A 26,282-nucleotide genomic window follows, 5' to 3' on the forward strand; every position below is an offset into this window, starting at 1 on the left:
AGGCGATGTCAGGGGTGACGCTTTCGGCGGTCGTGTGCGCGCACAACGAGGAGGCGCGCCTGGAGGCGTGCCTGCGACGCCTCGCCTTCGCCGACGAGATCGTCGTTCTGCTCGATCGCTGCACCGACGGATCACAAGCCATCGCCGAGCGGCTGGCGAACAAGGTCGTCATCGGCGCCTTTCCGCTTGAGGGGCCCCGTCGCGCGGCCGCCGTCGCCGCCGCCAGCGGCGCGTGGATACTCGAAGTCGACGCCGACGAGGCGATCAGTCCCGCCCTGGCTGAGGAGATCCGCCAGCGCGTCGCCGCCCCTGGCCAGGCGGACTATTTCCAAATCCCGGTGGACAACTATGTGGGCCGGCGCCTGGTGCGCTATGGTTGGGGCGGCTCCTTCGGCACCAGCTCGGTCTCGCGGCTGTTCCGCGCCGGCATCAAGACCTGGGGCGACGAACAGGTCCATCCCACCACCCGCTTCGCCGGCGTGCGCGGCCCGTCTCTGACCAATCCGCTGGAGCATGACGTGGACCGCGACGTCACCGACATGCTGCATCGCTTCGACCGTTACACCGCCCTGCGCGCCCAGGACTTGGCGGTGCGCCCCAAGGGCGGGGTGCTGTCCAACCTATTCCGCGCCGTGCGGCGCTTTTGGAAGTGCTACGTGTCGCGCAAGGGCTACCGCGAGGGTGATTGGGGCTTCTTGATCGCCCTGCTGGCGGCGCTCTACCCGTTGGTCTCAACCCTGCGGGCACGGCTTGAGCGGGAGATGGCCGCCCCCGCAGGCAAGGCGTGACCCCCGCCGCCTGGACCTTGAAGCTGGAGCTCGCCGCCTGGCGGCGCGCCGGCCGACGGCCGCGCCTGTGGTGGCGCGACGATGACGCCGGCTTGGAGGATTCCAACCTCGAGCTTCTCCTTGATCTCGCCTCCGAAACGGGCGTGCCCATCGCCCTGGCGGTCATTCCCGCGGAGGTGTCGACCCAAACCGTGGTGCAGGTGAACGCCTGCCGGAGAGCCACGGTTCTTCAGCACGGCGTGGACCACCGCAACGCCGAGGCTGACACGGCGCCTCGCCAATTCCCCAGGGGTGAGGCGCCGAATGTCATTGCGCAAAAGCTGATCGACGGCGCCGAGCGCCTGAACGGCTTTAACCGCCGCTTGCCGGTCTATGTTCCGCCCTGGAACGCCTTTGACGACAACCTTCTGGAGGCCTTGCCTCTGGCGGGCCTTGAGGGGCTTTCGGCATTCGGCGACGCGCGCTCGTGCGACGTCGTCGTCCGCGTCGACGCGCACCTGGACATCCTGCGCTGGGCCGGCGGCGCACGGTTCAAAGGCGAAGGCCGGCTGCTGGGCCGCTTGACCCGTCTGCTGGCGGCACGCCGCCGCACGGGCGCCTGGGACGAGCCGATCGGTCTGCTCAGCCATCATCGCGATCATGATCCCGCCGCCTGGCGGTTTCTGGCGCTTTTCCTGACCAACAGCCTTGAGTGGGCCGACTGGCTGGACGCCGGGCGGCTGTTCTCGCCCCAAAGCCAACCCCGGATGGCGCATGCCTGAACGGCCGGCCGCGGCGCCAAGCGCCGCCGAAGAGATGACGACCTCCAACGCCTGGCGCACACGCCTCAAGGCGGCGGCGGGCTATTGGCTGTTGCTGCTCTGCGCGCTCTTCATCGTCAGCGCCTTCCTGGCGCCGCAAAGCTTCGCAGTCCTTGCTGCGGCCGGCGGCTTGGCCATGCTGGGCTTCGTTGCCCCGAGCCGGACCCGCGCGGCCGGCTTCTTGCTCCTGAGCCTGCTGTGCGCCTGGGCCGCCGGCCCGCAACTGGCGGCCATCACCTCCGCCAAGAGCGTGACCAGCTATGATCAGCTGGAGCGCCTGACCAGCCTCAAGCTCGTCTTGATGTCCGTCCTGTTCCCCGCCCTTTGCCTGGGCGCGATGTGTCTGCCCAAGGCGGCCCAAGACCGATTGTCGGCCATGATCGCCTGGGGAATGGCCTGGGTCGCGGGCCTGATCGTCATCGACGCCGCCCTGCAGGGCGCTGTGTTCAACGCCATCGCCACGGCGGCTGGATCACCACCACGCCCGGACTTGGCGCCGGTCAAGGCCGCGCAGGGCGCCTACCCCATCGCTGTGCTCATCGCGCCCGTAAGCCTTTGGATCTGGCGGCGAGGCCCGCGCTCCGCCGTCGGCGTTCTGGCGGCCGCGCCGGCGGCGGCCTGCCTTGGCCTTGGCGCCGACGCGCCCTTCGCGGCGGCCCTTGCGGCGGGCGCCGTCTTCGTCGCGATGACATTGCGTCCCGGCCTGAGTCTCAAGCTTCTGGCCGCCTTCGGGAGCCTTTATTTCCTCGCCGCACCCTGGCTCGTACGGCTTGTGCCCGCCAGCGGCGAGGGCTCCGCGCTTCCCGCCTCCTGGGCGCACCGCGAACGGATCTGGCGCTTCGTCAGCGACCGCATCCTGGAACGCCCGCTGCTTGGCCACGGCCTCGACGCCAGCCGCGGCTACGGCGACCAGGTGCCGCTTCACCCCCACAACAGCGCGCTGCAAATCTGGCTTGAGCTCGGCCTGCCCGGCGCGACGTTGATGGTCGCGCTTTGCGTCTGGCTGGTCTGGCGCATCGGCGCCGTAACCGATCCGCTGTGGCGGGCGGCGGCCGGGGCCAGCCTGACCGCCTACGCCGTCATCGGCGCCTTGAGCTTCGGCGTCTGGCAGGAGTGGTGGCTGGGTCTGGCGGCCTTCGCCGCGCTCTTCATCGTCACAGGCGCGCCCGCGCGCGCCATCCCATCTTCTTGAAACCTAGGACCTGGACACCGCAGTGGCTTACCTTCGTCGTCGTCGCATCATTGAAATGGCCGCCCTCGACCGGCCCTGGATCGGAGAGCTGTTCGTGCGCGGGCGCGGCGAGACGGCCTATGACCGCCCCGCCGATCACTGGGACAACGAGTTCGCCTCCGGCGCCTTCGACCGCCTGTCGCGCAGCGATCAGCGCCACCACCTGCGCCTGCTGGCCGGCATGATCGCCGAGACCTTCCCCAACCCCAAGATCATGGAGATCGGCTGCGGCGACGGCGCCTTCCATCGCGCCATCGCCTCGCACGGCCCCGAGCGCTATCTGGGCGTCGATCTTTCCAGCGTCGCCGTCGAGCGCGCCCGCGAGCGTTACGGCAAGCGCGCCGGAACCGAGTTCGTGGTCGGAAACGGCTCGAACCACCAGACCGATGAACTGTTCGACGCCGTGGTCTTCCCCGAATGCATCGAATTCCTCGGCGATCCGGTGGAGGTGCTGCGCCATTACGCCAAGAACCTGAAGCCCGGCGGCCTGTTCGGCATCACCCAATGGCTGGCGGCCAAGCCGTTGCGCATCTGGCGCGCGGTCAAGGACACCCACGAGGTGGTGGACGAGGCCGTGGTCAACGCCGCCTGGGGCGGCGCCTGGCAGGTGTGGACCTGCCGCCCGAAGAACGGCTGAGGAGGATCTGGCGGGGGGGGCCTGGCCGCCGGTCCTGAACAAGCGGCCGGCGTCGGGCTCAGCAAAGTTTCCTTACTGGAACCCGGGCGAGCTTCGCGGGATATGGCCGGCCATGCATTCCCCCCACCTTGCTTCGCGGCCCGCCAGGCGCGGCCATGCGAGCGGCCGCACCATCGTGCTCGCCGCCCTCGTCAGCCTCGCCGCCACTCCTGCTCTGGCCGCTGAGGAGGATTTCCAAAGCTGGCTTTCGGCGACGGGCACGACAGCGATTTCGCCCAAGATCGACGCGACCATGGAGGCGCATTTTCGCTTCTATGACGACGCCTCCTATCTTGGGCAGCTGCTGCTTCGCCCAAGCCTCACCTACAAGCTGGAGGGCGGCTGGTCCTTAAGCGGCGGCTACGCCTACGCCCGCACCGATCCCGGCTCCGCGGACGTCTCCCACGAGCATCGCGCCTGGGAGCAGGTGGGTTATCGCTTCGTTGGCGATGAGCGGTTGACCATCACCGGCCGCACGCGCTTGGAGCAAAGGTTCGTGGAGGGCCGGGACGGAACCGGCTGGCGCGTCCGCCAGCAGGTGCGTGCCGCCTTCACCTCGTCCGGCGCCGGCAAGGTTCAGGCCGTGGCTTGGAACGAGACCTTCTACAGCCTGAACGACACCGTCTTTGGCCAACGGGCGGGTTTCGACCAGACGCGGACCTTCATCGGCGCGTCCCTGCCCCTGGCGCGGGGAACCACCATCGAGCCCGGCTACCTGAACCATCGCACCTTCCGTGAAGGGCCGGACCGGGTGAACCACATTCTGGCGGTCAATCTCTTCACGCGGTTCTGAGGGCGGCCGCCGGTCTTGAGCGATCGGCGCCGGTGCGGTTTGCGGGCGCACCGCCAATGTAGTAACATGCCTACATTGAGCGGCGGAGCCTTCGCATGACCATAACCACGCTTTCCAGCAGGCAGTTCAATCAGGACGCCAGCGGAGCCAAGAAGGCCGCCGCGCATGGGCCGGTGATCATCACCGACCGTGGTCAGCCGCGACATGTTCTGCTGACGATCGAAGAGTATCGAAGACTGTCGGGCGGTCGTCGAAGTCTCGCCGACGCCCTTGGCATGGCTGATGGCGGCGAGATCGATTTTGATCCGCCGAAGGCCACGATCGCCTTGCGTCCCGCGGACCTGGACTGATGTTTCTCCTCGATACGAACATCGTCTCGGAGTTGAGAAAGTCACGGCGCGGCGGCGCCGACCCCCGCGTCGTCGCCTGGGCCGAGCAATCGGAGGCGGACGCCTTCTTTATTTCGGCGATCACGGTCCTTGAACTCGAACTGGGCGTGCTGCGCATGGAGCGTCGCGATCCTCGACAAGGCGCCGCGCTTCGCGACTGGCTCGATCATCAGGTGACGCCCGAGTTCAGGGACCGGGTCCTGCCCGTCGATGGAGCGGTCGCCAGAACCTGCGCCGGACTGCATGTGCCGGACTCGCGCGCCGAGCGAGACGCCTTGATCGCCGCGACCGCCCTCACCCACGGCATGATCGTCGCCACCCGCAATACGTCGGACTTCGTATCGACGGGGGTGAAGCTGGTCGACCCCTGGCAAGCTGACGGCAGCCGTTGACCCCGACATCCTCCATACCGCGACTTTCCCGGACGGCGGGGACTCAACGATGAGCATAGCGCGCCGCATCGTCGGCTGGCTGGGCGGCACAGCGGCCCTGTACATCGTGCTGGTCCTGGCGATCCTGGCCGGCGGCTTCGTCGCGCCCTGGATCAAGTCGCAGTGGCGCGACCCGGCACATCAGCTCGCCCTGGCCGACCGCATCGAACAGCAGGTGATCGCACCTCTAGCCAGGGAGCGGGACGAGGCGCAGAACCGCCTGGAGCGGATGGGCGTGGAGGCGCGCGCCCAAAGTCTCGACCAGCTCGACCGGTCCATCGCCAGAGCGCGCTCGGCCAGGAACACCGAGACGGATGCTCGGCGCGGGGGTGCGGCCAAGGCGCTCAGCCTGGCCCGAGGCGACGCCGGCGCCCTGCTTGAGGACGGTCGGCGGGAGCTGCGGATCAACGCTCTGGACGCCGAAATCACCGGTCTGACCGCAGCGCGGGAGCGCATCGTCAAGGGCGAGCTGGTCAATGCGCGTGGGCTTGATGTGGCCGCCGCCCGGGCGACCGCCGATGAGGCGCGGACCGCCTGCCGCGCCGCCCGGCTGGCCTTCGAGGCTGCCTCGGGCCGCTGGTCGGTGAAGGCCAGCCTCGGGATTTATGATCGCCGGAACGTCGAGGCTCTGCGCTCGGCTATGCAGACGCGTTGCGACGCCTCGCGGGCGGCGGATCGGCGCCAACTGGACGCCCAGAGAATCCAGGATGTGGCGGCCCGCTCCTATACGGCGGCGCAGACCTGGACCAACGTCCGCATCGCCCCGGTCACCGGCGACGCCGAAGCCTGGATCGCCGAGCGCCGCTTGGAGGCGCAGGGGACGCTCGGACAGAAACTCTCCTTGTGGGCCGAGCGTGTCCATCTGAACGCCGCCCTTTGGAAGGCGGGCGTGGCGCTGGCCCTGATCATCGCCTCGCCGTTCCTGATCCGCCTGTTCTGTTACTTCGTGCTCGCACCCCTGGCCATGCGCAGGCCTCAGATCCGCGTCCTCGATGGGGTGAGCGAAGGCGCGACGATCAGGCCGGCGGAGCGCTCTTCAGCCTCGGTGAGCGTGCGGCTAAGCGAGGGCGAGGAGCTTCTGGTGCGCCATGGCTACCTGCAAACCACCAGCGACGCCGGTCCCAAGAGCACCCAGTGGCTGCTGGACTCGCGCCACCCGATCACCAGCCTGGCCAGCGGTCTGGTCTTCCTCACCCGCGTTCGCGGCGAGGATCAGGTGACCACGGTCTCGGCCACCCGGGACCCGTTCTCGGAAGTGACGATCCTCGACCTGCCCCAGGACGGCGCCTGCGTGCTGCAGCCGCGCGCCCTGGCGGCCGTGGCCCAGCCCATAGGACGACGGCTGAAGATCACCAGCCACTGGCGGCTGTTCTCCCTCAACGCCTGGCTGACCCTTCAGCTGCGCTTTCTGGTCTTCCACGGCCCGGCGCGCCTGGTGCTGCAAGGCGGGCGGGGCGTGCGCGTCGAGCGCGCCGAGCACGGCCGGATTCTCGGCCAGGATCAGGTGGTCGGCTTCTCCACCGACCTCGCCTATTCGGTGACCCGCACGGAGACCTTCTGGCCCTATGTCCTTGGCCGCGAGCCCCTGCTCAAGGACCGGGTCGCAGCCGGCCAGGGCGTGGTGATCATCGAGGAGGCGCCGCTTTCGCGCCTGCGCGGCGGCCACCGGCCTCGGGGCATCGAAGGAGGCCTCGACGCCCTGATGAAGGTGTTTGGCCTGTAGGGGTAAGTTATCTTGCGGCGCCACCTGACCGGGGCAGCTTCAGGAAGATAGGATCCCGCCGCCATCGATGGCATACTTTGCCATCGTGTTACGCTTCGCGCCGGGAGGGCCCGATGGCCACGATGAATGTATCGCTGCCCGACCCGATGAAGGCCTGGGTTGAACGCCAGACTGCCGAAGGACGTTACGGCAACGCCAGCGACTATGTTCGGGATTTGATCCGCCGCGATCAAGAGCGTCGAGCGTCACAGGACGCCCCCCAGAGGGCGATTTGGGAAGGCGACGTCAGCGGCGAAGCCCAGCCCTTCGATCCGCAAGCCTTCAAACGACGCGTGCGCGAACGGCATATCGTTCGGTGATTCCCGATCTTACCGTCTGACGCCGAGAGCGCTGTCAGATCTGGAGGATATTGGCGATACACGGCAGAGACTTGGTCAATCGTCCAAGCCGACGGGTATGTGGACGACCTTGCCGCTGTGTTCGATATGATCGCGACCTTGCCCAGCCTTGGACGTGAATGGACGCTGTTCGATCCGCCGGTCCGCACTCATGTCCATCGACAGCAATTGATTGTCTATCGGCTGGAGGATGATCATCTGGCCATCCTGCGTCTTCTGGGCGGAGCGCAGGATTGGATCTCAATCCTGGCCGCTGCGGACCGATCCTTCGCCAACTCCGCCTGGCCGCCGCCGATCCACAGAGGCGCCAGACCGGCCAAGGCCGTGCGTCCGCCGTCGGCAACGCCTAGCTGACCCTGCAGCTGCGCTTTCTGGTCTTCCACGGCCTGGCCCGCCTGGTGCTGCAGGGCGGCCGGGGGGCGAGCGCGCCGACCACGGCCGGATTCTCGGCCAGGACCAGGTGGTCGGCTTCTCCATCGGCTGCGCCTATTCGGTGACCCGCACGGAGACGTTCTGGCCCCATGTCCTTGGCGGCAAGCCCTGCTCAAGGACCGGGTCGCGGCGGGCCATCGGGTGGTGATCATTGAGGAGGCGCCGCTTTCGCGCCTGCGCGGCGACCGGAACGCCCCCCAAGAACCGCGAGCCTTCCTTAGCAGCGCCTTTGGAAGTTTATCGCTTTCGATAAAACGCATGCCATGAACACTGGCGCGGCATCAATTTACTGCTTTGAGTAAAATCTACTTGCCGGCGAACGCGCGAGCAGTTATTTTATCGAATACGGTAAAGGTGAGCGTCATGACCGAGTTTGAACGCAGCAAGCTTGCCTTGGTGGGAGGACGCATACGCAAGGTCCGCGAAAGCAGCGGCTTGAACCTGCATGAGCTCGCCCGCCTTAGCGGCATCAGTGCCCCCGCCCTCTCTCTGATCGAGACCGGGAAACGCGATCTGCGCATCACAAGCCTTTACAGGATTGCCGACGCGCTGCGCACCCAAGCCCGTGATCTCCTCGGTGAGCCGCCAGCCGAGCCGCTGAAGCCAGAGCGCCCTGACGTCCAGGGCTACGACCTCACAGATTACACATGACGTCATCGGTTCCGGTCTGGTTCGGCGACCTCCAGGTGGGCGATGTCACGGTCGAGGACGACGGCTCTCTTGGGTTTGAGTACGCCGCACGATGGCGCGCGACCCAAGGCGCCTTTCCGATATCCTTGACCCTTCCGCTGACCGCTGGGCGTTTCGAAGCTGGCGCCATTTCGCCCTGGCTCGCAAACCTCCTGCCGGAGGAGCGGCAGCTCAAGGTTCTGACCCGCACCTATGGCCTGGACCATGCGGACACCCTGGCTCTGCTGAAGGAAATCGGCGGCGATACGGCCGGCGCGCTGTCGTTCGGCGCGCCGTCCACGAGGGCTAGGTGGACCTATACGCCGCTGACCGAATTCTACGGCGTCGACGATCCTCAAGCCGCGCTGGAGCGCCACTTCGAAGATTTGAGGGCCCGCCCTTTTCTTGCGGGCGAGGAAGGGGTGCGCGTCTCGCTGGCCGGCGGTCAGGAAAAGTCGGCCCTAGCGGTCCTGGACAGCAACGGTGTCGCCGTACTGCGGCTGCCGCAGGACGGCGACATCATCGCCATTCCCCGCGATGGCGCCCCTTCCACCATAATCCTCAAGCCGGACAATCCCATCCTGCCCGGCATCGTGGAGAACGAGACCTACTGCCTGCGTCTTGCGCAGGCGGTCGGCATCGAAAGTGCGGACGTCACGATACTTCCCGCCGGCGCTCGCAGGGCGATCTGCGTCCTGCGATATGACCGACGCATCGGGAGCGAAGGCGGCCTCCGGAGAGTTCACCAGGAGGACTTCGCGCAGGCAAACGGCGTGCCGCCGGGGCGCAAGTACGAGCGCGGCACGTTGAGGGGCCCGGACCTGAAGACCCTGCTCGGCACCGGACTTAACTTCTCGTCGGCAGACGCGCTCTCGCTTCTGGATCAGCTCATCTTCAATATCCTCGTGGCGAACACCGATGCGCATGCGAAGAACTATTCGCTGCTGCTGCCAATCGGGAGCGGCCCTCGGCTATCGCCGCTCTACGACGTATCATCCGTCCTGCCCTGGCCCGATGTGGTGCAGTATTTCGCCCAGAACATCGCCGGCAAAAAGCGCAAGCCCGGCGATGTGGATGCGCGCCATTGGGATGCTGTCGCACGAGCTTCAAACTACCGGCCCGGAGATACGCGCACACGGGTTGAAGAACTCATCGATCGCCTGGTCGCCAACCGCGTCGCTGTGACTGAAGCCGTCGTCAACCTGCCGGGATGCAAACCGGGCTATGTCGACCAAGTCGCCGCTCTCGTAGAGGAGAACGCCTTGCGAATAGGCGGTCGGCTAAGCGCTCGGTTGAGAGCGCTCGATCAAGCTGAATCGTAACGCCTTAGCTCGGCCGCACATGCCCCGGGCGGCTTCCACGTTCTTGATCAGAAGGTCGATTTGAGGGGCAAGACGCCCTGTGCCTGCCTGCCACCATCCTCGCCACCGGCGGCTTCGACATCCTGCGTGACTCCAACCGCAAATTCGCACGACGTCTAGAAGCTGAAGGCGTGGCGCTGACTTTCCTCAGCTACCCGTCGCTCAACCACAGCTTTCTGCAGCAGTCGGGAGTCATCGAAGAGGCTGACCGCGCCGCCACCGACAGCGCCGGCCTGTTCGGAACCGCGGTGCGCAGCCGCGCGGCCCTGCTGGCTTCGGCGACGCCATGACGGCGCCTCTGCTCAGAAGGCGGTAAGACGGATAGAGCCGGTGATGGTCAGTTGCAGATCCGCGCCCGGCGCCGCGCGATTTTTGGCCAGGTCTGGCTGACCCCCGCCGATCCACAGACGCACCGGACCGGAGGGGACCGTGCGGCCGCCGTCGGCGTCCACAAGGCTCAAGGCGCGAGCGGGAACCTCGAAGGTCACGGTTCGGGTCTCGCCGACCTTGAGGCTCACACGTTCGAAGCCCGCGAGACTGCGACGCAACGCGCCGTCCGCCGCCTTTCGGACCACATAGAGCTGGACCACTTCATCGCCGTCGCGGAGGCCTTTGTTGGTCACCCGGACACTCGCCCGCGCCGCCCGGCCCGCAGCGATGCGGGGCTGCTCAAGGCGCGCGCCTGAGTAGTCGAAGCGCGTGTAGCTGAGGCCGTAGCCGAAGGGATAAAGCGGCTTGCCGTCGAAGTAGCGATAGGTGCGCCCCTTCATGGCGTAGTCGGCGAAGGCGGGAAGGTCGTCGGCGCTGCGGTAGAAGGTCAGGGGCAGACGGCCGGCGGGGCTGAAGTCGCCGGCGATCAGCTGGGCCACCGCCTGGCCGCCGTCACCGCCGGGATACCAGGCTTCGATGATGGCAGGCAGATTGGCGTCGGCCCAGTTGACGCTCATGGCCGAGCCGTTGATCAGGACCAGCACCACGGGCTTGCCCGTGGCGTGCAGGGCCTCGAGCATCTTCTGCTGGGGCGCGGGGAGATCCAGGCTCGTGCGGTCGCCGCCGGCGAAGCCCGGCGCCTGCACGGACATCTCCTCGCCCTCGAACTTGGAGGTAAGGCCGCCGGCGAACACGATGAGGTCCGCCTCGCGGGCCGCGGCCAGGGCCTTGTCGCCGCCGACGCTGGGACGGCTCCATTGCAGTCGATGGGTGGCGCGGGCGCCGATCTGCTGGGCCTCGACCCGGATGGCATGAACCCTTCCCGCCGTCAGCTGAACGGTGCGGTCGGAGGTCGGCCATGCGGCGTCCCAGATGTCGGCCACCAAAGCCCCGTCGATATAGACGCGGTAGCCGGCGTCGCCGGTGTAGCGGAAGCGATATTCGCCGCTCTCTGGCGCCCGCACAAAACCGGTCCAGCGCGTGGAGGCCTTGCGCGCCTCACGGTCGGGCCAGCCCCACCGCACCATGACATTGGCGTCGTCCCGCGTGGTCGATGCGCCGCCCAGTTCGGAGGACTCGAAGACCTCCGCCTTCAGGCCCGGCTGGCTGCAGGCGGCGTCGCGGCAAAAGGCGGCGTCTGCGATGTCCTCCAGCGGCGGCGCCACCCAGCCGGTCCCCTCCACATAGGTCACCTTGGCGTCGGGAAAGCGCGCGCGAAGACCGGCGGCGATGGTGACGGGGTTGGACGGCGTGCCGTTGTAGTTGCCTACCAGCGCCTCGACCGTGTCGGCGTTGGGGCCGATGACGGCGATGCGGCGGGGCGCCGCGGCGAGCGGCAGGAGGCCATTGTTCTTGAGCAGGACCAGCGATTTTTGCGCGGTCTTCAGCGCCAGGGCGCGATGGGCGGGCGTGTCATAGTCCTTGGGGCCGATGGCCGCGTAGGGCCCCTCGGGTTCAAGGTCCATCGTGCCCAGGCGGTAGCGCGCGGTGAACAGACGAACCAGGGCCTGGTCCAGCTGCGCCTGCGTCATCAGGCCCTGCTCGACGGCGCGCACCGTGGTCTGCGGCTGGAAGGTGGCGTTGAAGCGAAACTCGCAGATCAGGTCGGTCCCCGCCTTGACGGCCATGGCCACCGCCTCTTCGGGGGTGCGCACGGTGGCGTGCGAGGTGGGCAGATAGATGTCGGCTACGGCGGCGCAATCGGAGACCACATGGCCGCCGAAGCCCCAGTCCCGGCGCAAGCGCTTTTGCAGATAGTCGGTGTTGGCGCAGGCCGGCAGGCCGTCGACGGCGTTGTAGGCGCACATCAGGCCCTGGGGCTTGGCCTGCGTGACCGCCGCATGGAAGGCCGGCAGGTAAGTGTCGGTCACATCATGGGCGGAAGGGTGGATGTCGTCGCTGTGGCGCGTGGCCTCCGGTCCGGAGTGGACGGCGTAGTGCTTCACCGCGGCGATGGTCTTGGGGTGCAGCGGATCGGGGCCCTGCAGCCCGCGGATATAGGCGACGCCGAAGCGGCCGGTCAGATAGGGATCCTCACCCCAGGTCTCCTGCCCACGCCCCCAGCGCGGGTCGCGGAAGATGTTGATGTTGGGCGACCAGACGGTGAGGCCGCGATACTGGGCCGAACTTCCGTCGGCGCCGCGCTTGTCCAGATACTTGGCGCGAAACTCGGTGGCGACGGTGTCGGCGACCTGCTGGACAAGGCCCGTGTCCCAGGTGGCGGCCATGCCGATGACCTGCGGAAAGACGGTGGCGATGTCGGCGCGCGCCACCCCGTGCAGTCCCTCATTCCACCAGTTGTAGGCCGGCACGCCGAGCCGGGGGATGGCCGGCGCGCCGTGCTGGATCTGCGAGGCTTTCTCCTCGAGGGTCATGCGGGCCACCAGGGCCGCGGCGCGCTCTTCAGCGACATCCGCCGCCCGGGCCGACTGAGCCGCCAGCATCACCGCCAGAGCAACCATCGTCGCCTCGAGCCCGGATCGCGCCATCGCAAAACACTCCCTGACCACGATCTCGCGCCGTGGCTTGAGCGGTTATGGTAGCGGTATCATCAGTAAGGAGAAAGACCTCGAATGCTCCGGCGCGTCGACGGTTCGCGGCGGCCGGTCAGGCCGCGCGAACCACGGCGGCCGCCCCTGCCTGCGTCAGGATGGCCCCGACCAGTTGCGACAGCTCCACGGGCTTTGCGACCACGTCGCGCATGCCGGCGGCCAGGCAGGCGTCCCGGCGATGCGGACGAACGTCAGCGGTAAGACCGATGATCATCAGTGACGGCCGACCGCGGACGAGGCGGCGCGTCGCCTCCAGGCCGTCCACCTGCGGCATGTTCAGATCCATCAGGACGAGGTCGAAGCCCTCAACCGTCGCCTGCTCCACCGCCTCGGCCCCGTCGCGGGCCTCAACCACGTGGCATCCCAGAGGCTCCAGCATCAGACGGATCACCCGTCTGTTCACCGGATGGTCGTCGGCCACGAGAACCCGCAGCCCCTGCAGCCTACCCAGGTCGACGGTGGCGTCGTCGCCTGCGCCCTCGTCGGGCGCGCTTTCTGCTGCGACGTCGCAGACGAAAGTCAGGGCGAAGACCGAGCCTTCGTCCTTGCGGCTGATCACCTCCACATCGCCGCCCATCAGGCGCGCCAGACGGCGGGTGATGTGCAGACCAAGACCGGTCCCGACCCCATCGACGAGCGCGTTGGCGTGGGTCTGTTCATAGGCGCCGAAGAGCCGATCCAGCGCTTCGGGGGACACGCCCTCGCCCGTGTCGGTGACGCAGATGCGCGCGGTCAGCCGGCCGTCGTGGCGGTCCTCCACCTCGTAGGACAGGCCGATGCGTCCGGCTTGGGTGAACTTCACCGCGTTGGACAGCAGGTTGGAGACGCACTGGCGCACGCGCAGATCGTCGAACATCAGAGGCGGCGCCGGCGAGGCCGGAGGCTGGACGTCCAGGGCGACGCCCTTCTCCTCGGCGAGGAGGGCGTAGAGTCTGGCCAGATCCTCGCAGGTGTCGCCGAGGCTCGCCGGCCGCGGATTGAGATCCAGCTTCCCCGCCTCGATCTTGGAGACGTCGAGCACGTCGTTGAGCACGGCCAGCATGTTGCGCCCGCAAAGGGCCAGCAGCTGAACCTGCTCGGCGACCGTCGCGTCGAGTTTCTCGCGCTCCAGGGTGCTGGCCAGGCCCAGCACCGCGTTCAGCGGCGTGCGCAGCTCGTGGCTCATGGTCGCCAGGAAGTCCGACTTGGCCTTGCTGGCGGCCTCCGCGGCGAGCCGCTCGCGGGCGACCTGGCGCGCCAGGCGGCGCTGCTGGACGGCGAAGGCGGCGCCAAAAGCGGTCACCAGCATCAGCAGTCCCGCCACCGCCGACCAGGCGAACCGAAGATTGCGGTCGAGGCGGGCCGCCTCGGCCTCGCGGTCGGCGCGGTCCCGTTCGAGGCTGAGCTGCTGCTGCAGGGCGCTGGTCAGTTCGGCGGTCTTCCTGCGCTGGTCGGCCAGCAGGCTGGCCAGGGCGGTCTTGCGCCAGTCGTCGAGGACGTTGAAGGCTTCGGCGTCCCGGCCCTCGGCGCGCAGGACGTGGGCGGCCGCAAGCTCCTCCATGGCCGCTGCGGTCGGCTTGGCGTCGCTCGGTGCGCGGGACACCCGCGCCAGGTCGGCCTTGGCGCCGGCCACGTCGCCGCGTTCGGCGCGCGCCTCAAGGCGCATGAGCAGGGCGGAGGTCTCAAAGCCGTTGGTCGGATGGTCGAGATCGGCCGCCATGGGCTCCAGGCAGCGCAGGACCTGGTCGGGCGCCCCCCGGCTTCTGGCCACGCGGGCGCAGACGTAGCGGTTGAAGAACATCGCCTTGCGGCCGCCGGACGTGCCCACCAGCGTGCGGTGCATGGCCAGGAGGCGGTCGGCGGCGTCGAGCTCGCCGGACTGGGCGGCCAGATAGGCGAGGAAGTAGACGCGCTTGGAGTCATGGCGCCGATAGCTGCTCTGTCGGTCCAGCTCGAGCGTGCGGCTGATGTGCTCCAGGGCGCCCTGGTGATCGCCGAGATCCGTAAGCACGCTGGCGGTGAGGAAATGAGTGTCGGCGGCGATCACGCGGGTGCGCGGATCACGCTCGGCGTCGGGGTTGAGGGACGAGACCAGGCGGATGGCGTCGCCATAGGCCTGACGGTCGCCCGCCACCCGAACCCGTTCGAGGCGCGCCGCCAGGGCCACGTCGCCGCCCTTGGCCTCCAAGCTGTTCCAAAGCGCGGAGGCCGGCTCGACGCCCTCGATCGACAGACGCATCACGGCGGCAAGATCGCGCAGGGCCGGATCGTTCTCGGCGCGGCCGGTCTCGTCGGCGGCGGCGCTCCACCAGGCCACGGCGGCGTTGTTCTGGTTGTAGCGATAGTAGGTCATCACCCACCAAAGCCCGATGACGCGGTCGCGCCCTCTGCCGCGAAGAGCGGCCTGGCCGGCGGCCTCCACGTCGCTGGCGGTCAGGGTTCCGGCTTCATGGAGCACGCCCTGGCCCAGGCTTTGAAGGCGATCGCCGAACGGTGAAGCCCTGACGGGGGTGACGAACGACAGGGCGAGAAGCAGCGCGCCGAACAGGGACGCGCAAGCGCCCAAGCTCCGCCACCTGCCGATCTCGCGCCCGCTCCGCATCGCCGCTCCCCTATCCTCGGGAAGGGGCTTAGAGACTCGAGGTTGAGGATTAGTGTCTACGCACAGCGCCGCAAAAGTTGTCGAAGACCGCGATCACTGGCGCGATCGGGGTCGGGCGCGGCGGTGACGTTGGCGATGCCGGCTTGTTCCGCCTCAACCCGCCTGTGGTGCATCGCGCCCGACCAGCCGGGCGAAGAACCGGGTGAGGGGCCGCGGCGTGTTTAGCCTCCTCGTCGGCCTCGAAGAGCGGGTCGCTCATGCGGGCTCGTCCCAAAGGCGGCTGAGTTTCCCGCGAAGCAGCTGGTCGATCAGGATTTCACGCTGCCGCCGCTGATCGTCGGCCGTGAGGGCCTGGTTCTCAAGTCGCACGGTGTGGCTCACGCTTGCGGTCTGCTCGTCGGCCCTCACTTCTGCTCGCTCGCGTATCATGTCCACCAGCGGACGGTTCGGCACCATGGCGTAGACGAGCTGGCAGTCCATCGCCTCGGCGGCCCGACGCAAGCTGGCCAGAGTTACCGTCTCATCAACCTCGCCCTTTTCAAGCGCGACCACCCGTGGCTGGCTGACGCCTAGCCGCTTGGCCAATTGCTTGGTCGTCAGGCCGAGCGCGTCACGGATGGCTCGCAGCCAGCCCCGCGGCGGCCGCGCGCCGAGCGAGTTTCGGGCCAAGGCGAGCTTCGCGTCGAGGGCGCGCGCGGCTCTGTCGGCGGCATACATGATAACCTCTGCATTATTGTAGCTGATGCTTCTTATAATATATAGATGATCGAAAATCCACAAATTGATAATCGATGGATTATATTCACGCCACGTCACGATCACCTTTATATTATCGCTTCTCGCGAGGGTGCGTTCACAGGGTGGGCCACGTATCACCCCACGCTTGGACTCCTCGCTCGACAGCTCCCTGATGGGGGAGGTGCGCCCCTACAAGACGCCGACGGAATCGACGCGAGCATCCACCGATGCAGATCTGGACGAAGCGGACGAGCAGTCGATCACTGCTGAGGACAAAGACCCCCAGCCGACGACCTCGCTGAAAGGCGGCGCTGGCGGCGTCCCCATGACGATCGCTTACGCCACGTGATCGGGCACGAGCGGCCGTCGCCTCACCGCGTTTACCACTGCGGTCGCCCCCCCGAGCTTCAGTCGAAAGGCGCGTCGATGGACGACGGCGGCTTCGAAAACCAGCGGGGGCCCTGCGCGGTCATGTAGAGGCAGTCTTCGATCCGCACCCCGAACCGGCCCGGATCATAGATGCCGGGCTCGTTGGAGAAGCACATGCCTGGCGCCAAGGGCGTCAGCTCCCCGTGCACGAAGTTGATCGGCTCGTGGACATCCAGACCGATGCCGTGACCGGTGCGATGGGTCAGGCCCGGCGTGGCGTACCCCCGAGCGTAGCCGCGCGAAGCGTAGAAGGCGCGCACGGCGTCATCCACCGAGCCCGCAGGACGGCCCACCCCGGCTGCGGCGAAGGCCACCTGCTGTCCCTGGCGCACGTCAGCCCACACCTTGCGGACCGCCGCGCTCGGCGCGCCGAACACGCAGGTGCGCGAGACATCGGCGTGATAGCCCTCCACGGTGCAGCCGAAGTCCATCAGGACGATGGAGCCTTCGCGCACCACCTGCGGCCGGGGGCTGCCGTGGGGGAAGCTCGTGGCCGCATCGATGGTGGCCTCGCCGGCCGGCGTGGCGCCGCCCAGCTGCGCCATCCGGGCATGCATGGCGGCGGTGATGTCCTGCCGGGTCATGCCGGCGGCGATGGCGGCGCCCACCTTGCGATAGGCGGCGATGGTGATGTCGGTGGCCGCCTGCATGAGGGCGATCTCGGCGGGAGACTTGATCATCCGGCAGCCATCCGCCACGGACGCGCCGCTCACCCCGCTGACGCCCGGCGCAGCCTTGAGAATTGCGTCCGACACGAAATGGCGGACGCCGGCGTCGAAGGCGATCTTGCCGGAGGTGATCTTGCGGTCCGTCAGCCAGCCGGCGACGAGGGCGTAAGGATCCTCGTGCTCCTGCCACACCCGCACGTCCGCCGGTATGGCCAAAAGTTCGCGCAGGCGATCCTCCTCGAACGCGGGGGTGATCATCTGCGCCTCCCCCTCGCGGGGGATCATCAGCAGGGTCGGCCGCTCACTCAGCCACCAGGAGACGCCGCAGAAGTAGATCATGGTGGAGCCGGGCTCGACGATCAGGGCCGCAAGCCCCGCTTGCCCAAGCAGCCCCTGCGCCTTGGCGATGCGCCGGGCGCGCTCCTCGCCGCTGATCGGCGCCGGCCGCGCCCCGGCGAAGCCGGTCGCCGGCGCCGAAGCCGCCAGGACGAGACCCGCCATTATTCCGCGACGATGCGGACGGATGAGGTCACCGCCCACCGGCGATCTCCCCGAGCAGCACGTTCCAGTAGGTCAGCTCCTTGTCGAAGGACGCCAGCGGCAGACGCTCGTTTGCGCCATGGGCGCGCATGTCGTCGGGGAAGACCAGGCCCAGGCTGCCGGCGCCATAGGTGGGAACGCCCGCGCGGCGGTACTCGCGTCCCTCGGTGCCGCCCGACGACAGGCTCGGCTCGAGGGTCACGCCCGGCCAGGTGGCGTTGGTCGCCGTCTGCAGGGCGGCCAGGATGTCCTTGCGCACCGGTGAGATCGGGCTCTCCACCGCCTCGCCCACCAGGCTGATCTTGATCCGGGGGCCGACGGCGGTCTGGATTTTGGCCTGCACCGCCGCGGCGGGCGTCCCCGGCAGGATGCGGCAGTTGACCGTGGCGACCGCGCCGGTGGGCAGGGCGTTGGGTGCGTTGCCGGCGCGCAGCATGGTGGCGACGCACGTGGTCCACAGGATGTTGCTGGAATTGGGGTGACGCTTGGCCTCGGCGATGGCGGCCGCATCGGTGGGATCCACCAGCAGACGCTCCAGCGCCGCGCCCAAGGCGCCGCCCTCGTCCTTGGCCATCTTGGCGGCCATGGGGCGGGTGATCTCGTTGAGCTCCACGGGGAAGCTCACAGCCTGCACGGCCTTGAGCGCATCGGCCAGCTCATAGATGGCGTTGTCCGGCCGCGGGGCGGAGCTGTGCCCGCCGGGATTGGCGGCGGCCAGCTCGAAGGTCGCCGTGGTCTTCTCGGCCGCCTGCATGCTGAAGGCGATCGGCTTGAGATCCTTGCTCAGCATGCCCACGCCCGCATCGGCGTTCAGGGCGTACTCCACGCCTTTCATCATCGGGTGGGCGATGACCTGGCGGGTGGACAGCATGCCGGTCTCCTCGTCGCCGCTGAAGGCGAGGAAAAGGTCGCGGTCGGGCGTCCAGCCTGCGCGCTTGAGACGGGCGAAGGTCTCGGTGAGCACCGTGACCGCAAACTTGTTGTCGGTGGAGCCGCGCGCGTAGAGGTAGCCGTCCTTTTCGACGGGAACGTAAGGATCGGTCGCCCAGCTGCCGGGGGCGATGTCGACCACGTCCATGTGGGCCAAGAGCGCCACGGGCTTCTTGGCGCCGGCCTTGCCCTTGTAACGGACGATCAGGCCTTCGGTGCGCTCGCCGTCGATGTCGACGGGCACGCGCACGATGTCCTCGGCGGCGAAGCCTGACGCCCTGAGGCGAGCGTCCAGAACGTCCACCACCTTGGGGACCTGTCCCCGCCCCTTGGCGCTGGGGATGGACACCAGGGTCTTGAGCAGTTCACGCGCCGCCGCGCGGTCGGCGTCGGTGGGGATCGGCCCCGCCGGCGCGGCGCCCGCCGCGCTGGCCTGGGCGAGCATGGCGGAGGCGGCGACGGCGGCGGCCAGCAGACGGGACTTGAAGATCGACATGATGAACCTCGCGATAGGGGACCTTGCGGGCCTGCCCAAGGGCAAGGCCCGCAAGGCGGAGTGCGGCGGTCGGGCGGGTCAACGACCGGCCGCCGAACCTTCTTAGAACGCCACCGTGATGGCGCCGAACAGATAGCGGCCCATGGCGTCGTAGAACTGCGGGTAGGTGTTGCCGTTGCCGCCGTCCTCGATGGCCGCCGTGGTGGTCAGCGGCGGGTCCTTGTCGAAGAGGTTGTTGACGCCCAGGCGCAGATCGACGCCCTCGCGCAGCGTGTAGGCCGCCGACAGGTCGAAGTAGCTGCGTGCGCCGAGCTTCTCATTGAGCTGCGAGAAGCTGCCGGCCAGGGCCGGCTGGCTGCTGGTCTGGGAGATCTTCACCTCCGAGATATAGCGCCAGGTGGCGTTCAGCTGGACGTTCCAGGGCGAGTTCCAGCTGGCCAGCAGCTTGTGACGCCATTCGGGGCGCGGACGGCCGCACAGGCCGGCGTAGAGACCCGAGCACTCATAGACGTCCGCTTCCGGCGAGTTCGGCAGCGGCTTGGTCTCGTACTTGTCGAGCCAGGTGCCCACGAGGTTGAAGTTGACGGCGCCCATGCTGTCGAGGCCGAAGTTGGCCAGGTTCAGGCGGTAGTCCACCGAAAGGTCGACGCCCGAGGTCTTCAGCGAGCCGGTGTTGATGTTGAACCGCTTGAAGTAGCCCTCGTCGGTCAGCCACAGGCTGCCGCCCGGACCGCGCTGGATCAGGCTGCAGAAGTAGGGATCGCCGCTGGCCAGGCAGTTGTTCATGGCCAGGCCAGGGTTCACCGAGCCGATCATGTCGGCCACCTTGATGCTGAAGTAGTCCACCGAAACGGTCAGGCCCGGCACGAAGCTCGGCTGAGCGACGACGCCCAGCGAGTAGGTGTCGGCCTTTTCCGGGTCGAGGTCCGGATTGCCGCCGATCAGCGAGTTGAACTGCCCGGCCGGGTTGTCGATGACATTGCCGTACTGGGTGGCGCTGACCCCGGTGCGGGCGCACTGGGCCGCCGTGGCGAACGGCGTTGCGCCGGCGCACGGATCGTAGAGGCCGTTGGCCAGTTCGGTCAGCTCCGCCTCGAACAGGCTTTGCGACGAGAACAGCTCGACGACATTAGGAGCCCGCACGGCGCGCTGGTAGGAGCCGCGCAGACGCAGCTCACGCACCGGCGACCAGTTCAGGCCCGCCTTGAAAGCGTCGGTCTTGAAGCCGGTGTTGTAGTCCGAGTAGCGATAGGCGCCCTCCACCGACAGCAGGTGGATGCCGGTGCGGCCCTCCACGAGCGGGGCGTTGATTTCGCCGAAGAGCTCCTTGGCCGAGGTCGTGCCGTTGACCGGGTACTCAGGGCTGACCGCGTTCTGGTAGGCCTCGTCCGGCACCAGATCGAGGGTGTTCTTGCGGTATTCGGCGCCGAAGGCGATGCCCACGCCGTTCTGCGCGAACGGGCTCGTGACGCCGTACTTGCCAAGGTCCCCGCTGATCGAGAAGACGATGTCGGTCAGGGCGGTGTCGCCGGTGATGCCCTTGGACTCGGCGATGTAGTCGATGGCCGCGGCGCTGGCGTTGGCGCCGAAGTAGTTCAGCGGCGAGCACTTGGCGTCATTGTTGCCGGTATTGGCGTCGGCGTTGATGGCGCAGACCGCCTGGCCGAAGGTGGCCGAGCCCGCGCGGCGGTCGGTGACCACGTTCAGGGCGTTGGCCACGCGCTGCTGGTTGGCGTCGCCGGTGAAGCGCGACCGGTAGCTGACATTGGCGTAGGAGGCGAAGACGTCGTAGCTGAACGCCTCGTTCAACTGGCCGCGCAGACCGCCCACGAAGCGGAAGGTGGTGTGGCGGATGTCGTCCTGACGCGTGCCGCCCTCGACGTTGCGCCGTTGCAGAACGATGCCGTTGGCGATGCTTTGCGGACCCAGATAGGCGCCGGAGGCGTCATAGTTGCTGCCCGTGGAGCGTCCGCCGGCGGTGCACAGGAAATTGGCCTGCTGGGCGCTGAGCAGCGGGTTGTCGCAGTTGATGCCGCCGGCGCTGCCGAAGATCCCGCCGGCCACCGTGCCCGGAGCGATCTGGGCGGTGGAGCGGTCGTCCATGAAGCCCACCTCGAAGTAGGGCTCGATCATGTCGTTGATCTTGTAGTGGCCGATGGCGCCGAGCGTGTAACGCTGGTCGGGGCGCTGATAGTAGTTGTAGGGCGCGAAGTTGAAGGTCTGGGTGCCGGCGACGAAGGTCCCGTTGGAGCTGCGGAACGCGGTGGGCACGCCGCTGAGAACCGCGGTGTTGGAGAAGTTGGCCGGGTTGTTGTAGCCCGAGCCCGAGCACGAATACTGGCTGCCGTTGGGACCGGTCGTGCCGAGCGCGCAGGCGCTGTAGTCGAAATCCTTCTGCAAGATCGCGTCGACCTTGCGGTAGGTGGCGTAGGCGGTGATGTTGCCGTCGCCGTCAGCGCTGTTGACGCCGGCGATGATCGAATAGTCCTGGGTGAAGCCGTTCCAGACGTTCTTGTCCGGCTTCAGATACTCGCCCGGCAGGCGCGCGTTGTTTTGATCAAGAAGGTCGCGCAGACCGCCGCGGTCGTTGTTGTGCTGGAAGGTCGAGAAGGCCGCCCCAAGCTTGATGCCCTCGAAGTTGTCGAGGAGCTGGAAGTTGACCACGCCGGCGATGGCGTCCGAACCGTAGACGGCCGAAGCGCCGCCGGTCAGGACCTCGACGTTCTTGATCAGCGCGGCGGGCACCTGGTTGAGGTCCGACGGGGTCGACTTGGGCGAGCCGTATGGCAGGCGCCGGCCGTTGACCAGAACGAGCGTGCGCGAGGGTGTCAGGCCGCGAAGGTCGACCTGCGCCGTGCCGGTGGCCTCGTTGGAGGCCGCCGAGCCTTGAGCGGCGAACACCTGCGGCAGGGCGTTGACCAGATCCTCGGTGCGGGTCGCGCCGCGCGCGGCGAACTCCTCGCCGCCGATCTGGACGATGGGGCTGACGCTCTCGACATTGGCCGAGCGGATGCGCGTGCCGGTGATGATGATTTCTTCGACGACAGCGTCATCCTGGGCGAAGGCTTGATCAGCGACCGCCATTCCCCCGAACAGGCTGGTCGCCAACAGCGCGCCTCTCAAGGTCGCGTACGGTCTTTTGGTAGAAGCCATTTTATCCCCCTATGGATTTGGCTGAGCCGGGCATCCGGCAAGGCTGGAGCAAGGTTCGGGCGTGGACCGCTTCGGGTGTCGAAGCGGCCTGGCCTTAAGCTTGGGTGGAACGTGTCGCCGGCGGTGGGTCGGTCAGTACCGCCAGCTGGTCAGATCGGCCCCCTTGGGCGCGGTCTGCTCGATGCGTTTCAGGATCTTGGGCAGGTAGAAGGTGTTGTAGCGCAGGCGTGAGATGGCGATCGGGTTGGCCTTGTCGCCGTTCCAGCAGTGCTCGTCGCGATCGCCGTAGGTCACCTCGCCGCCGTAGGGCGGATCGGTCTTCTTGAGGAAGTCCTCCATCAGATAGACGGCGTTGTTCAGGTAGAAGTTGTCCATGTCGCCGACATAGATGTTGACCTTGCCCTGCAGCTTGGGTCCGAGCGTCTTCCAGTCACGCTCCATGATGTGGCGCAGGTCATAGTTTTCACGCCAGTAGGCGGCGACCTTGGGGTCGATGACGCCGGTGCGCTTGTCCCAGATGCGTTGCGGGTAGCCGTCGTCGCCCATGGGCGAGAACACGGCCTCCCAGATGTCCCACTGGCCGCCGGACCGGGTCTTGTCGCCCATCACCAGCTCCCAGCGGTTCTCCATCTCCATCGTGTAAGGAACGTGGCCCAGATAGTTGCGCTTGCCGGGACGGGCGATGCGCGTGAAGGGCCCTTCACGCCAGTAGGCGTTCTTGTCCTCGTAGATGTTGGTGACCATCAACTGCCTAAAATCGATCGGATCCGGGCAGGCGGCGTAGGCGCCGTTATAGTCGTCGGGATACTTGACCTGGACGCCCAGGGCCTCCCAGCCGCCGGTGGATCCGCCGTAGAGGAACCGCGCCCAGCCGGCGCCCAGGCCCCGATACTTCTTCTCCAGGGCGGGGATGAACTCGTGGGTGATGGCGTCGCCGTAAGGGCCGATATTGGCCGAGTTCACCGCATAGCTATCGTCATAGTACGGGTTGGAGTGGTCGATCTCCACGATCAGCATGCGCGGGAACTTGTCCGACACCCACTGCTGATAAAAGGCGTAGGCCTCCTCCTGCTCGGTCTTGTTGTAGCAAGGCAGGTTGAAGCGCTCCGAATAGACGCACTTCAGGTTCGGATCGGGCGGCGTGGTGCGAAAGCCGCCGAAGTCGTCGGGGAAGTGGCCGTGGAAGATGGCCAGCGGATACTTGGCCTCCGGATGCTTGTCGAAATCCTTGGGCACCAGGACGTGGCCGCGGATGAAGGTGTCGCGGCCCCAGAACTTCGACAGCTTCTCGCTGCGGATCTTGAAGTGGCGGACGAACTCGGTGTCCTTGGGCTCCTCGATGGCCGGATTGACCCGGTCCAGAACCACCTCGATCTCGCCGCCCTTCGCAGGATCGAAGTCGATCTGCTTGGGCGTGGAGACCAGGTTGCCGGGCTCCTTGCGCCAGTTCTGGCCCGCGCCCCGGGCGGCCGGCAGCTTCACCGTCTTGCCGTTCTCAAGGGTGTAGGTGTCGTACTTGTGCAGGACCGCCTGCACGAAGTAGCGGCCGGCCGGAACCTGCGACAGGTCCTCAGCCGGGAAGCCGAGCACCCCTTGCCCCACACGCGTCGACTGGCCGGACTTGAGGCCGTCCACGTTCACACCGAACATCTGGGCGCCGAAATAGTCAGGCCTTGTCTGATCCTTGGGCTCGGTCTTGCCGTCCGGGGTCAGGATGACCATCACCCGGCCGTCATAGGCGCCTTGCGGCGTTCCCTTGGGAATTGTCACCTTGAAGCTCTCGGCCGACGCCGGCTGAGCCGCCAGCGCCAGGGCGGCGAGCGCGCCGCCAACCGCCAGAGTCTTGATCCGTCGCATCATATTTCCCCCTTGAACCCGCGCCCTAGTGGGCGCCCGGCCCGATCAGCGTGATCTTCGTCTGGCGTCCGTCCAGGAAGCGGACGCTCTGGCCGTCGAAGAAGGCGTTCTCCTCGGTGCGGAACTGCACCTCCTCGCCGCCCCACTCTGGCACCTTGGCGTAGGCGGCCAGTTCGATGGACCAGGCGGTGTCGCCGCGCACGATCCACTCGCCCTTGTCGTCGCCGTTCTGGTTGTCCCACATGCCGATGGAGGCCCCGGCGGCATGGCCGTGGTAGCCGAGCGGATGGGTGTAGATGGAGGGCTTAAGCCCCTGGGCGATCGACTTGTCGCGCGCCGCCTTGAGGATCTGGTTGCCGCTCAAGCCCACCTTGTAGGAGGACAAAAGCGCGTCCTGCACCTTGTTGGCCTGGGCCAGACCGGCCCGCAGGCCGGCCGGCGCATCGGTCTCACCATCCTTGAGCACATAGGCCAGATGCTGAGTGTCGGTGTTGAGGCGCAGATAGGTGATGCCGAAGTCGGTCCACAACATGTCGCCCTTCTGGATGACGGTGTCGCCTTCCAGCATGTCCTTGTGGCCCTGACGGATCACGGCGATGGAAGGCTGGAACCAGGCGATCAGGCCAAGACGCGCCAGACGTTCGCGATAGAACCAGACCACATCGGCGGTCGTGGTCACGCCGGGCTTGATCACCTGGCTGGAGAAGGCCTCGGCGATGATCGAATGGGCCAGGCGCAGGATGCCCGGATAGATCGCCATCTCGGCGGGCGTGCGGGTCTCCAGCCACCCTACGGATAAGGCTTCGCCGGAGACGATGCGGTCCTTGAACTTCGGATCGAGCGCCTTGGTCATCTCCCCGTACTGGCTGAGGGTCATGCCGTCGCCGAACGCAGTCAGGGCCGATGTGTTGATGGCGATCTTCTGCGGATTGCGGGCCGCGACGATGTCGGCGAACGCCTTCCACTGATCAGGCTGCTGTTCCGGAACCCAGGCGGCCTTGAAAAGGCCGCCCAGCCCATAGCGGCTGACGGTCAGACGCTCGATGGGCTTGCCCTCGCCCGGATCATAGAAGACCAGGATGGTGCGGCGGCGCGCGTGCATGCTCTCGGCGTTGAGCATGGTGGCGATGACGGGCTCTTCGAAATACTCGCGGGCCACCAGGACCCACATGTCGATCTTCTGCTCGCGCATGAGGCGCGGCACGACGGTGTCCAGACGCTCGGCCAGGAGCCGGTTTTGCACCTTGGCCCGCTCGCGCATGGTCAGGATCGGGGGCATGGCCGGCTTGGCCTGCTCCACCTCGCTCATGGGAATGACCGGCGGCTCGGCTGCGGTCGCCACGCCCGTCGCGGCAAGCGGCGCCAAGGCGGCGGCGACTGCCGCGGCCCAGGCCGCCTTGAGATTTCGGTTCTTGATAACGCCGGACATATTACCCCCCATGACGATGAACAGATCGTCAATTTGCGTGAGAATGGGCGCATCTTGAAAATCATGTCAAGCGAACGTCACACTTTGGAGGCGCATCTTGCCCGGCGCCCGATCAGCGTTCACAAGGCGGGTCTCGGCCGCCTCTGGCGGGCATCGCCCCGCTCGAGACGCCGCTCAAGATCTCAGCGCGTGGTCGGCAAGAGCCGATCGAGGTGCGGCCGGTTCGGAGACACGAAAATCCGAGCCCTTTCGACGACCCGCGTTCGCCCGTATAGAGGCGAACGCCAAAAGGACGCTCACTTGAACCCGACCTCCATGTTCGACCCCTCCAGCGCGACGTTTCGCTTGTCGAACTCGCCGTTCTACCTGATCGCCCATGCCGATTTCATGTATCATGACGCGATGGAGCGAACGCTCCAAAGACATGGAATTACAAGGCCGATCTACCGAATCTTGACCGTTCTTCGCGAGTACCAGCCCAGCAGCGTCACCTTCTTGGCCGACACCGCTCTCATCAAACGGACAACTGTCAGCCGGATCGTCGACAAGATGACCCAGATGGGCCTGGTGGCCACCGGCCAGGGCGGCGGGGACGGCCGCGTCACCGAGGTGCGCATGACGCCGCAGGGCAAGGCCCTGCTCGATACGCTCACCCCGATGATCGCCAAGCTGATCGCCCGGGCCACCGAAGGAATCAGCCATGCCGAACTGACCCGCCTGGTGGGCACCTTGCAGATCATGAGCGCCAATCTCAGCCGCTCGCCGCTGGAATAGGCACGACGCAGTTTC

At 67.2% G+C, this 26,282-nt stretch carries 23 protein-coding genes; 15 read left to right on the forward strand and 8 right to left on the reverse strand.

The genetic code is table 11. The annotated features are described in order from the left end of the window. Positions 1 to 5: 5 nt before the first annotated feature. The 13 genes from P7B02_RS02530 (at position 6) to P7B02_RS02590 (ending at position 9,981) form a co-directional block, all read left to right on the forward strand. Positions 6 to 788 carry a glycosyltransferase family 2 protein gene (locus P7B02_RS02530; RefSeq protein WP_277784728.1) on the forward strand — a complete coding sequence of 261 codons (783 nt, stop codon included), beginning with the start codon at positions 6 to 8 and terminating at the stop codon, positions 786 to 788. Next, entirely contained in the window at positions 785 to 1,549 is a 765-nt protein-coding gene (locus tag P7B02_RS02535; protein ID WP_277784729.1) for a polysaccharide deacetylase, read from the forward strand. The genes P7B02_RS02530 and P7B02_RS02535 overlap by 4 nt, the downstream gene beginning before the upstream one ends. Continuing rightward, positions 1,542 to 2,780 (forward strand): O-antigen ligase family protein, encoded by a 1,239-nt coding sequence (locus P7B02_RS02540; protein WP_277784730.1) that lies wholly within the window; start codon positions 1,542 to 1,544, stop codon positions 2,778 to 2,780. The genes P7B02_RS02535 and P7B02_RS02540 overlap by 8 nt, the downstream gene beginning before the upstream one ends. Positions 2,781 to 2,802: 22 nt before the next feature. Further along, positions 2,803 to 3,456 carry a class I SAM-dependent methyltransferase gene (locus P7B02_RS02545; protein WP_277784731.1) on the forward strand — a complete coding sequence of 218 codons (654 nt, stop codon included), beginning with the start codon at positions 2,803 to 2,805 and terminating at the stop codon, positions 3,454 to 3,456. A gap of 112 nt (positions 3,457 to 3,568) precedes the next feature. After that, positions 3,569 to 4,288 carry a DUF2490 domain-containing protein gene (locus tag P7B02_RS02550; protein ID WP_277784732.1) on the forward strand — a complete coding sequence of 240 codons (720 nt, stop codon included), beginning with the start codon at positions 3,569 to 3,571 and terminating at the stop codon, positions 4,286 to 4,288. A gap of 95 nt (positions 4,289 to 4,383) precedes the next feature. Continuing rightward, the gene (locus tag P7B02_RS02555) at positions 4,384 to 4,638 is read left to right on the forward strand and encodes a type II toxin-antitoxin system Phd/YefM family antitoxin (protein WP_277784733.1); all 255 of its coding nucleotides are present in this window, start codon (positions 4,384 to 4,386) and stop codon (positions 4,636 to 4,638) included. Next, entirely contained in the window at positions 4,638 to 5,069 is a 432-nt protein-coding gene (locus P7B02_RS02560; RefSeq protein WP_277784734.1) for a type II toxin-antitoxin system VapC family toxin, read from the forward strand. The genes P7B02_RS02555 and P7B02_RS02560 overlap by 1 nt, the downstream gene beginning before the upstream one ends. A gap of 49 nt (positions 5,070 to 5,118) precedes the next feature. Beyond that, entirely contained in the window at positions 5,119 to 6,831 is a 1,713-nt protein-coding gene (locus P7B02_RS02565) for a hypothetical protein (RefSeq protein ID WP_277784735.1), read from the forward strand. 113 nt (positions 6,832 to 6,944) lie between these two features. After that, positions 6,945 to 7,190 carry a type II toxin-antitoxin system ParD family antitoxin gene (locus P7B02_RS02570; protein WP_431355771.1) on the forward strand — a complete coding sequence of 82 codons (246 nt, stop codon included), beginning with the start codon at positions 6,945 to 6,947 and terminating at the stop codon, positions 7,188 to 7,190. A gap of 99 nt (positions 7,191 to 7,289) precedes the next feature. Then, positions 7,290 to 7,583 (forward strand): type II toxin-antitoxin system RelE/ParE family toxin, encoded by a 294-nt coding sequence (locus P7B02_RS19650; protein WP_431355772.1) that lies wholly within the window; start codon positions 7,290 to 7,292, stop codon positions 7,581 to 7,583. 441 nt (positions 7,584 to 8,024) lie between these two features. Next, positions 8,025 to 8,312, forward strand: coding sequence for a helix-turn-helix domain-containing protein (locus tag P7B02_RS02580; RefSeq protein ID WP_277784737.1), 288 nt, complete (start codon positions 8,025 to 8,027; stop codon positions 8,310 to 8,312). Next, entirely contained in the window at positions 8,309 to 9,652 is a 1,344-nt protein-coding gene (locus P7B02_RS02585) for a type II toxin-antitoxin system HipA family toxin (RefSeq protein WP_277784738.1), read from the forward strand. Before P7B02_RS02580 ends, P7B02_RS02585 begins: the two co-directional genes overlap by 4 nt. A gap of 83 nt (positions 9,653 to 9,735) precedes the next feature. Then, positions 9,736 to 9,981: an alpha/beta hydrolase gene (locus P7B02_RS02590; RefSeq protein ID WP_277785164.1), complete on the forward strand. Its 246-nt coding sequence runs from the start codon at positions 9,736 to 9,738 to the stop codon at positions 9,979 to 9,981. 12 nt (positions 9,982 to 9,993) lie between these two features. Here P7B02_RS02590 and P7B02_RS02595 read toward each other — a convergent pair whose 3' ends face one another. From P7B02_RS02595 to P7B02_RS02605, 3 genes are all read right to left on the reverse strand, one after another. Beyond that, positions 9,994 to 12,609, reverse strand: a complete 2,616-nt coding sequence (locus P7B02_RS02595; protein WP_277784739.1) for a glycoside hydrolase family 3 protein — start codon at positions 12,607 to 12,609, stop codon at positions 9,994 to 9,996. A 118-nt stretch (positions 12,610 to 12,727) separates the two neighbouring features. Then, complete coding sequence (locus tag P7B02_RS02600) at positions 12,728 to 15,217, reverse strand: hybrid sensor histidine kinase/response regulator (RefSeq protein WP_277784740.1); 2,490 nt, start codon at positions 15,215 to 15,217, stop codon at positions 12,728 to 12,730. 291 nt (positions 15,218 to 15,508) lie between these two features. Beyond that, positions 15,509 to 15,970 (reverse strand): mobile mystery protein A, encoded by a 462-nt coding sequence (locus P7B02_RS02605; RefSeq protein ID WP_277784741.1) that lies wholly within the window; start codon positions 15,968 to 15,970, stop codon positions 15,509 to 15,511. A gap of 166 nt (positions 15,971 to 16,136) precedes the next feature. On the opposite strand from P7B02_RS02605, the gene P7B02_RS02610 reads away from it, so the two are divergent. Continuing rightward, positions 16,137 to 16,340, forward strand: a complete 204-nt coding sequence (locus P7B02_RS02610) for a hypothetical protein (protein WP_277784742.1) — start codon at positions 16,137 to 16,139, stop codon at positions 16,338 to 16,340. A gap of 58 nt (positions 16,341 to 16,398) precedes the next feature. On the opposite strand, the gene P7B02_RS02615 is transcribed toward P7B02_RS02610, so the two are convergent. The 5 genes from P7B02_RS02615 to P7B02_RS02635 all read right to left on the reverse strand — a co-directional run bounded on the left by P7B02_RS02615 (position 16,399) and on the right by P7B02_RS02635 (position 25,493). Beyond that, entirely contained in the window at positions 16,399 to 17,628 is a 1,230-nt protein-coding gene (locus P7B02_RS02615; protein WP_277784743.1) for a M24 family metallopeptidase, read from the reverse strand. Beyond that, positions 17,618 to 19,054 carry a M20/M25/M40 family metallo-hydrolase gene (locus P7B02_RS02620; RefSeq protein ID WP_277784744.1) on the reverse strand — a complete coding sequence of 479 codons (1,437 nt, stop codon included), beginning with the start codon at positions 19,052 to 19,054 and terminating at the stop codon, positions 17,618 to 17,620. Before P7B02_RS02620 ends, P7B02_RS02615 begins: the two co-directional genes overlap by 11 nt. A 102-nt stretch (positions 19,055 to 19,156) precedes the next feature. After that, a complete protein-coding gene (locus tag P7B02_RS02625) occupies positions 19,157 to 22,162 on the reverse strand; it encodes a TonB-dependent receptor domain-containing protein (protein ID WP_277784745.1) in 3,006 nt (1,001 codons plus the stop codon). 177 nt (positions 22,163 to 22,339) lie between these two features. Further along, complete coding sequence (locus tag P7B02_RS02630) at positions 22,340 to 24,067, reverse strand: hypothetical protein (protein ID WP_277784746.1); 1,728 nt, start codon at positions 24,065 to 24,067, stop codon at positions 22,340 to 22,342. A 22-nt stretch (positions 24,068 to 24,089) separates the two neighbouring features. Beyond that, positions 24,090 to 25,493 (reverse strand): M24 family metallopeptidase, encoded by a 1,404-nt coding sequence (locus tag P7B02_RS02635; protein WP_277784747.1) that lies wholly within the window; start codon positions 25,491 to 25,493, stop codon positions 24,090 to 24,092. Positions 25,494 to 25,895: 402 nt separating this feature from the next. Here P7B02_RS02635 and P7B02_RS02640 point away from each other — a divergent pair, with 402 nt between their 5' ends. Next, positions 25,896 to 26,267, forward strand: a complete 372-nt coding sequence (locus tag P7B02_RS02640; RefSeq protein ID WP_277785165.1) for a MarR family winged helix-turn-helix transcriptional regulator — start codon at positions 25,896 to 25,898, stop codon at positions 26,265 to 26,267. Positions 26,268 to 26,282 lie beyond the last annotated feature (15 nt).

It is taken from the genome of Caulobacter segnis (assembly GCF_029543125.1).
Classification (GTDB): domain Bacteria; phylum Pseudomonadota; class Alphaproteobacteria; order Caulobacterales; family Caulobacteraceae; genus Caulobacter; species Caulobacter segnis_D.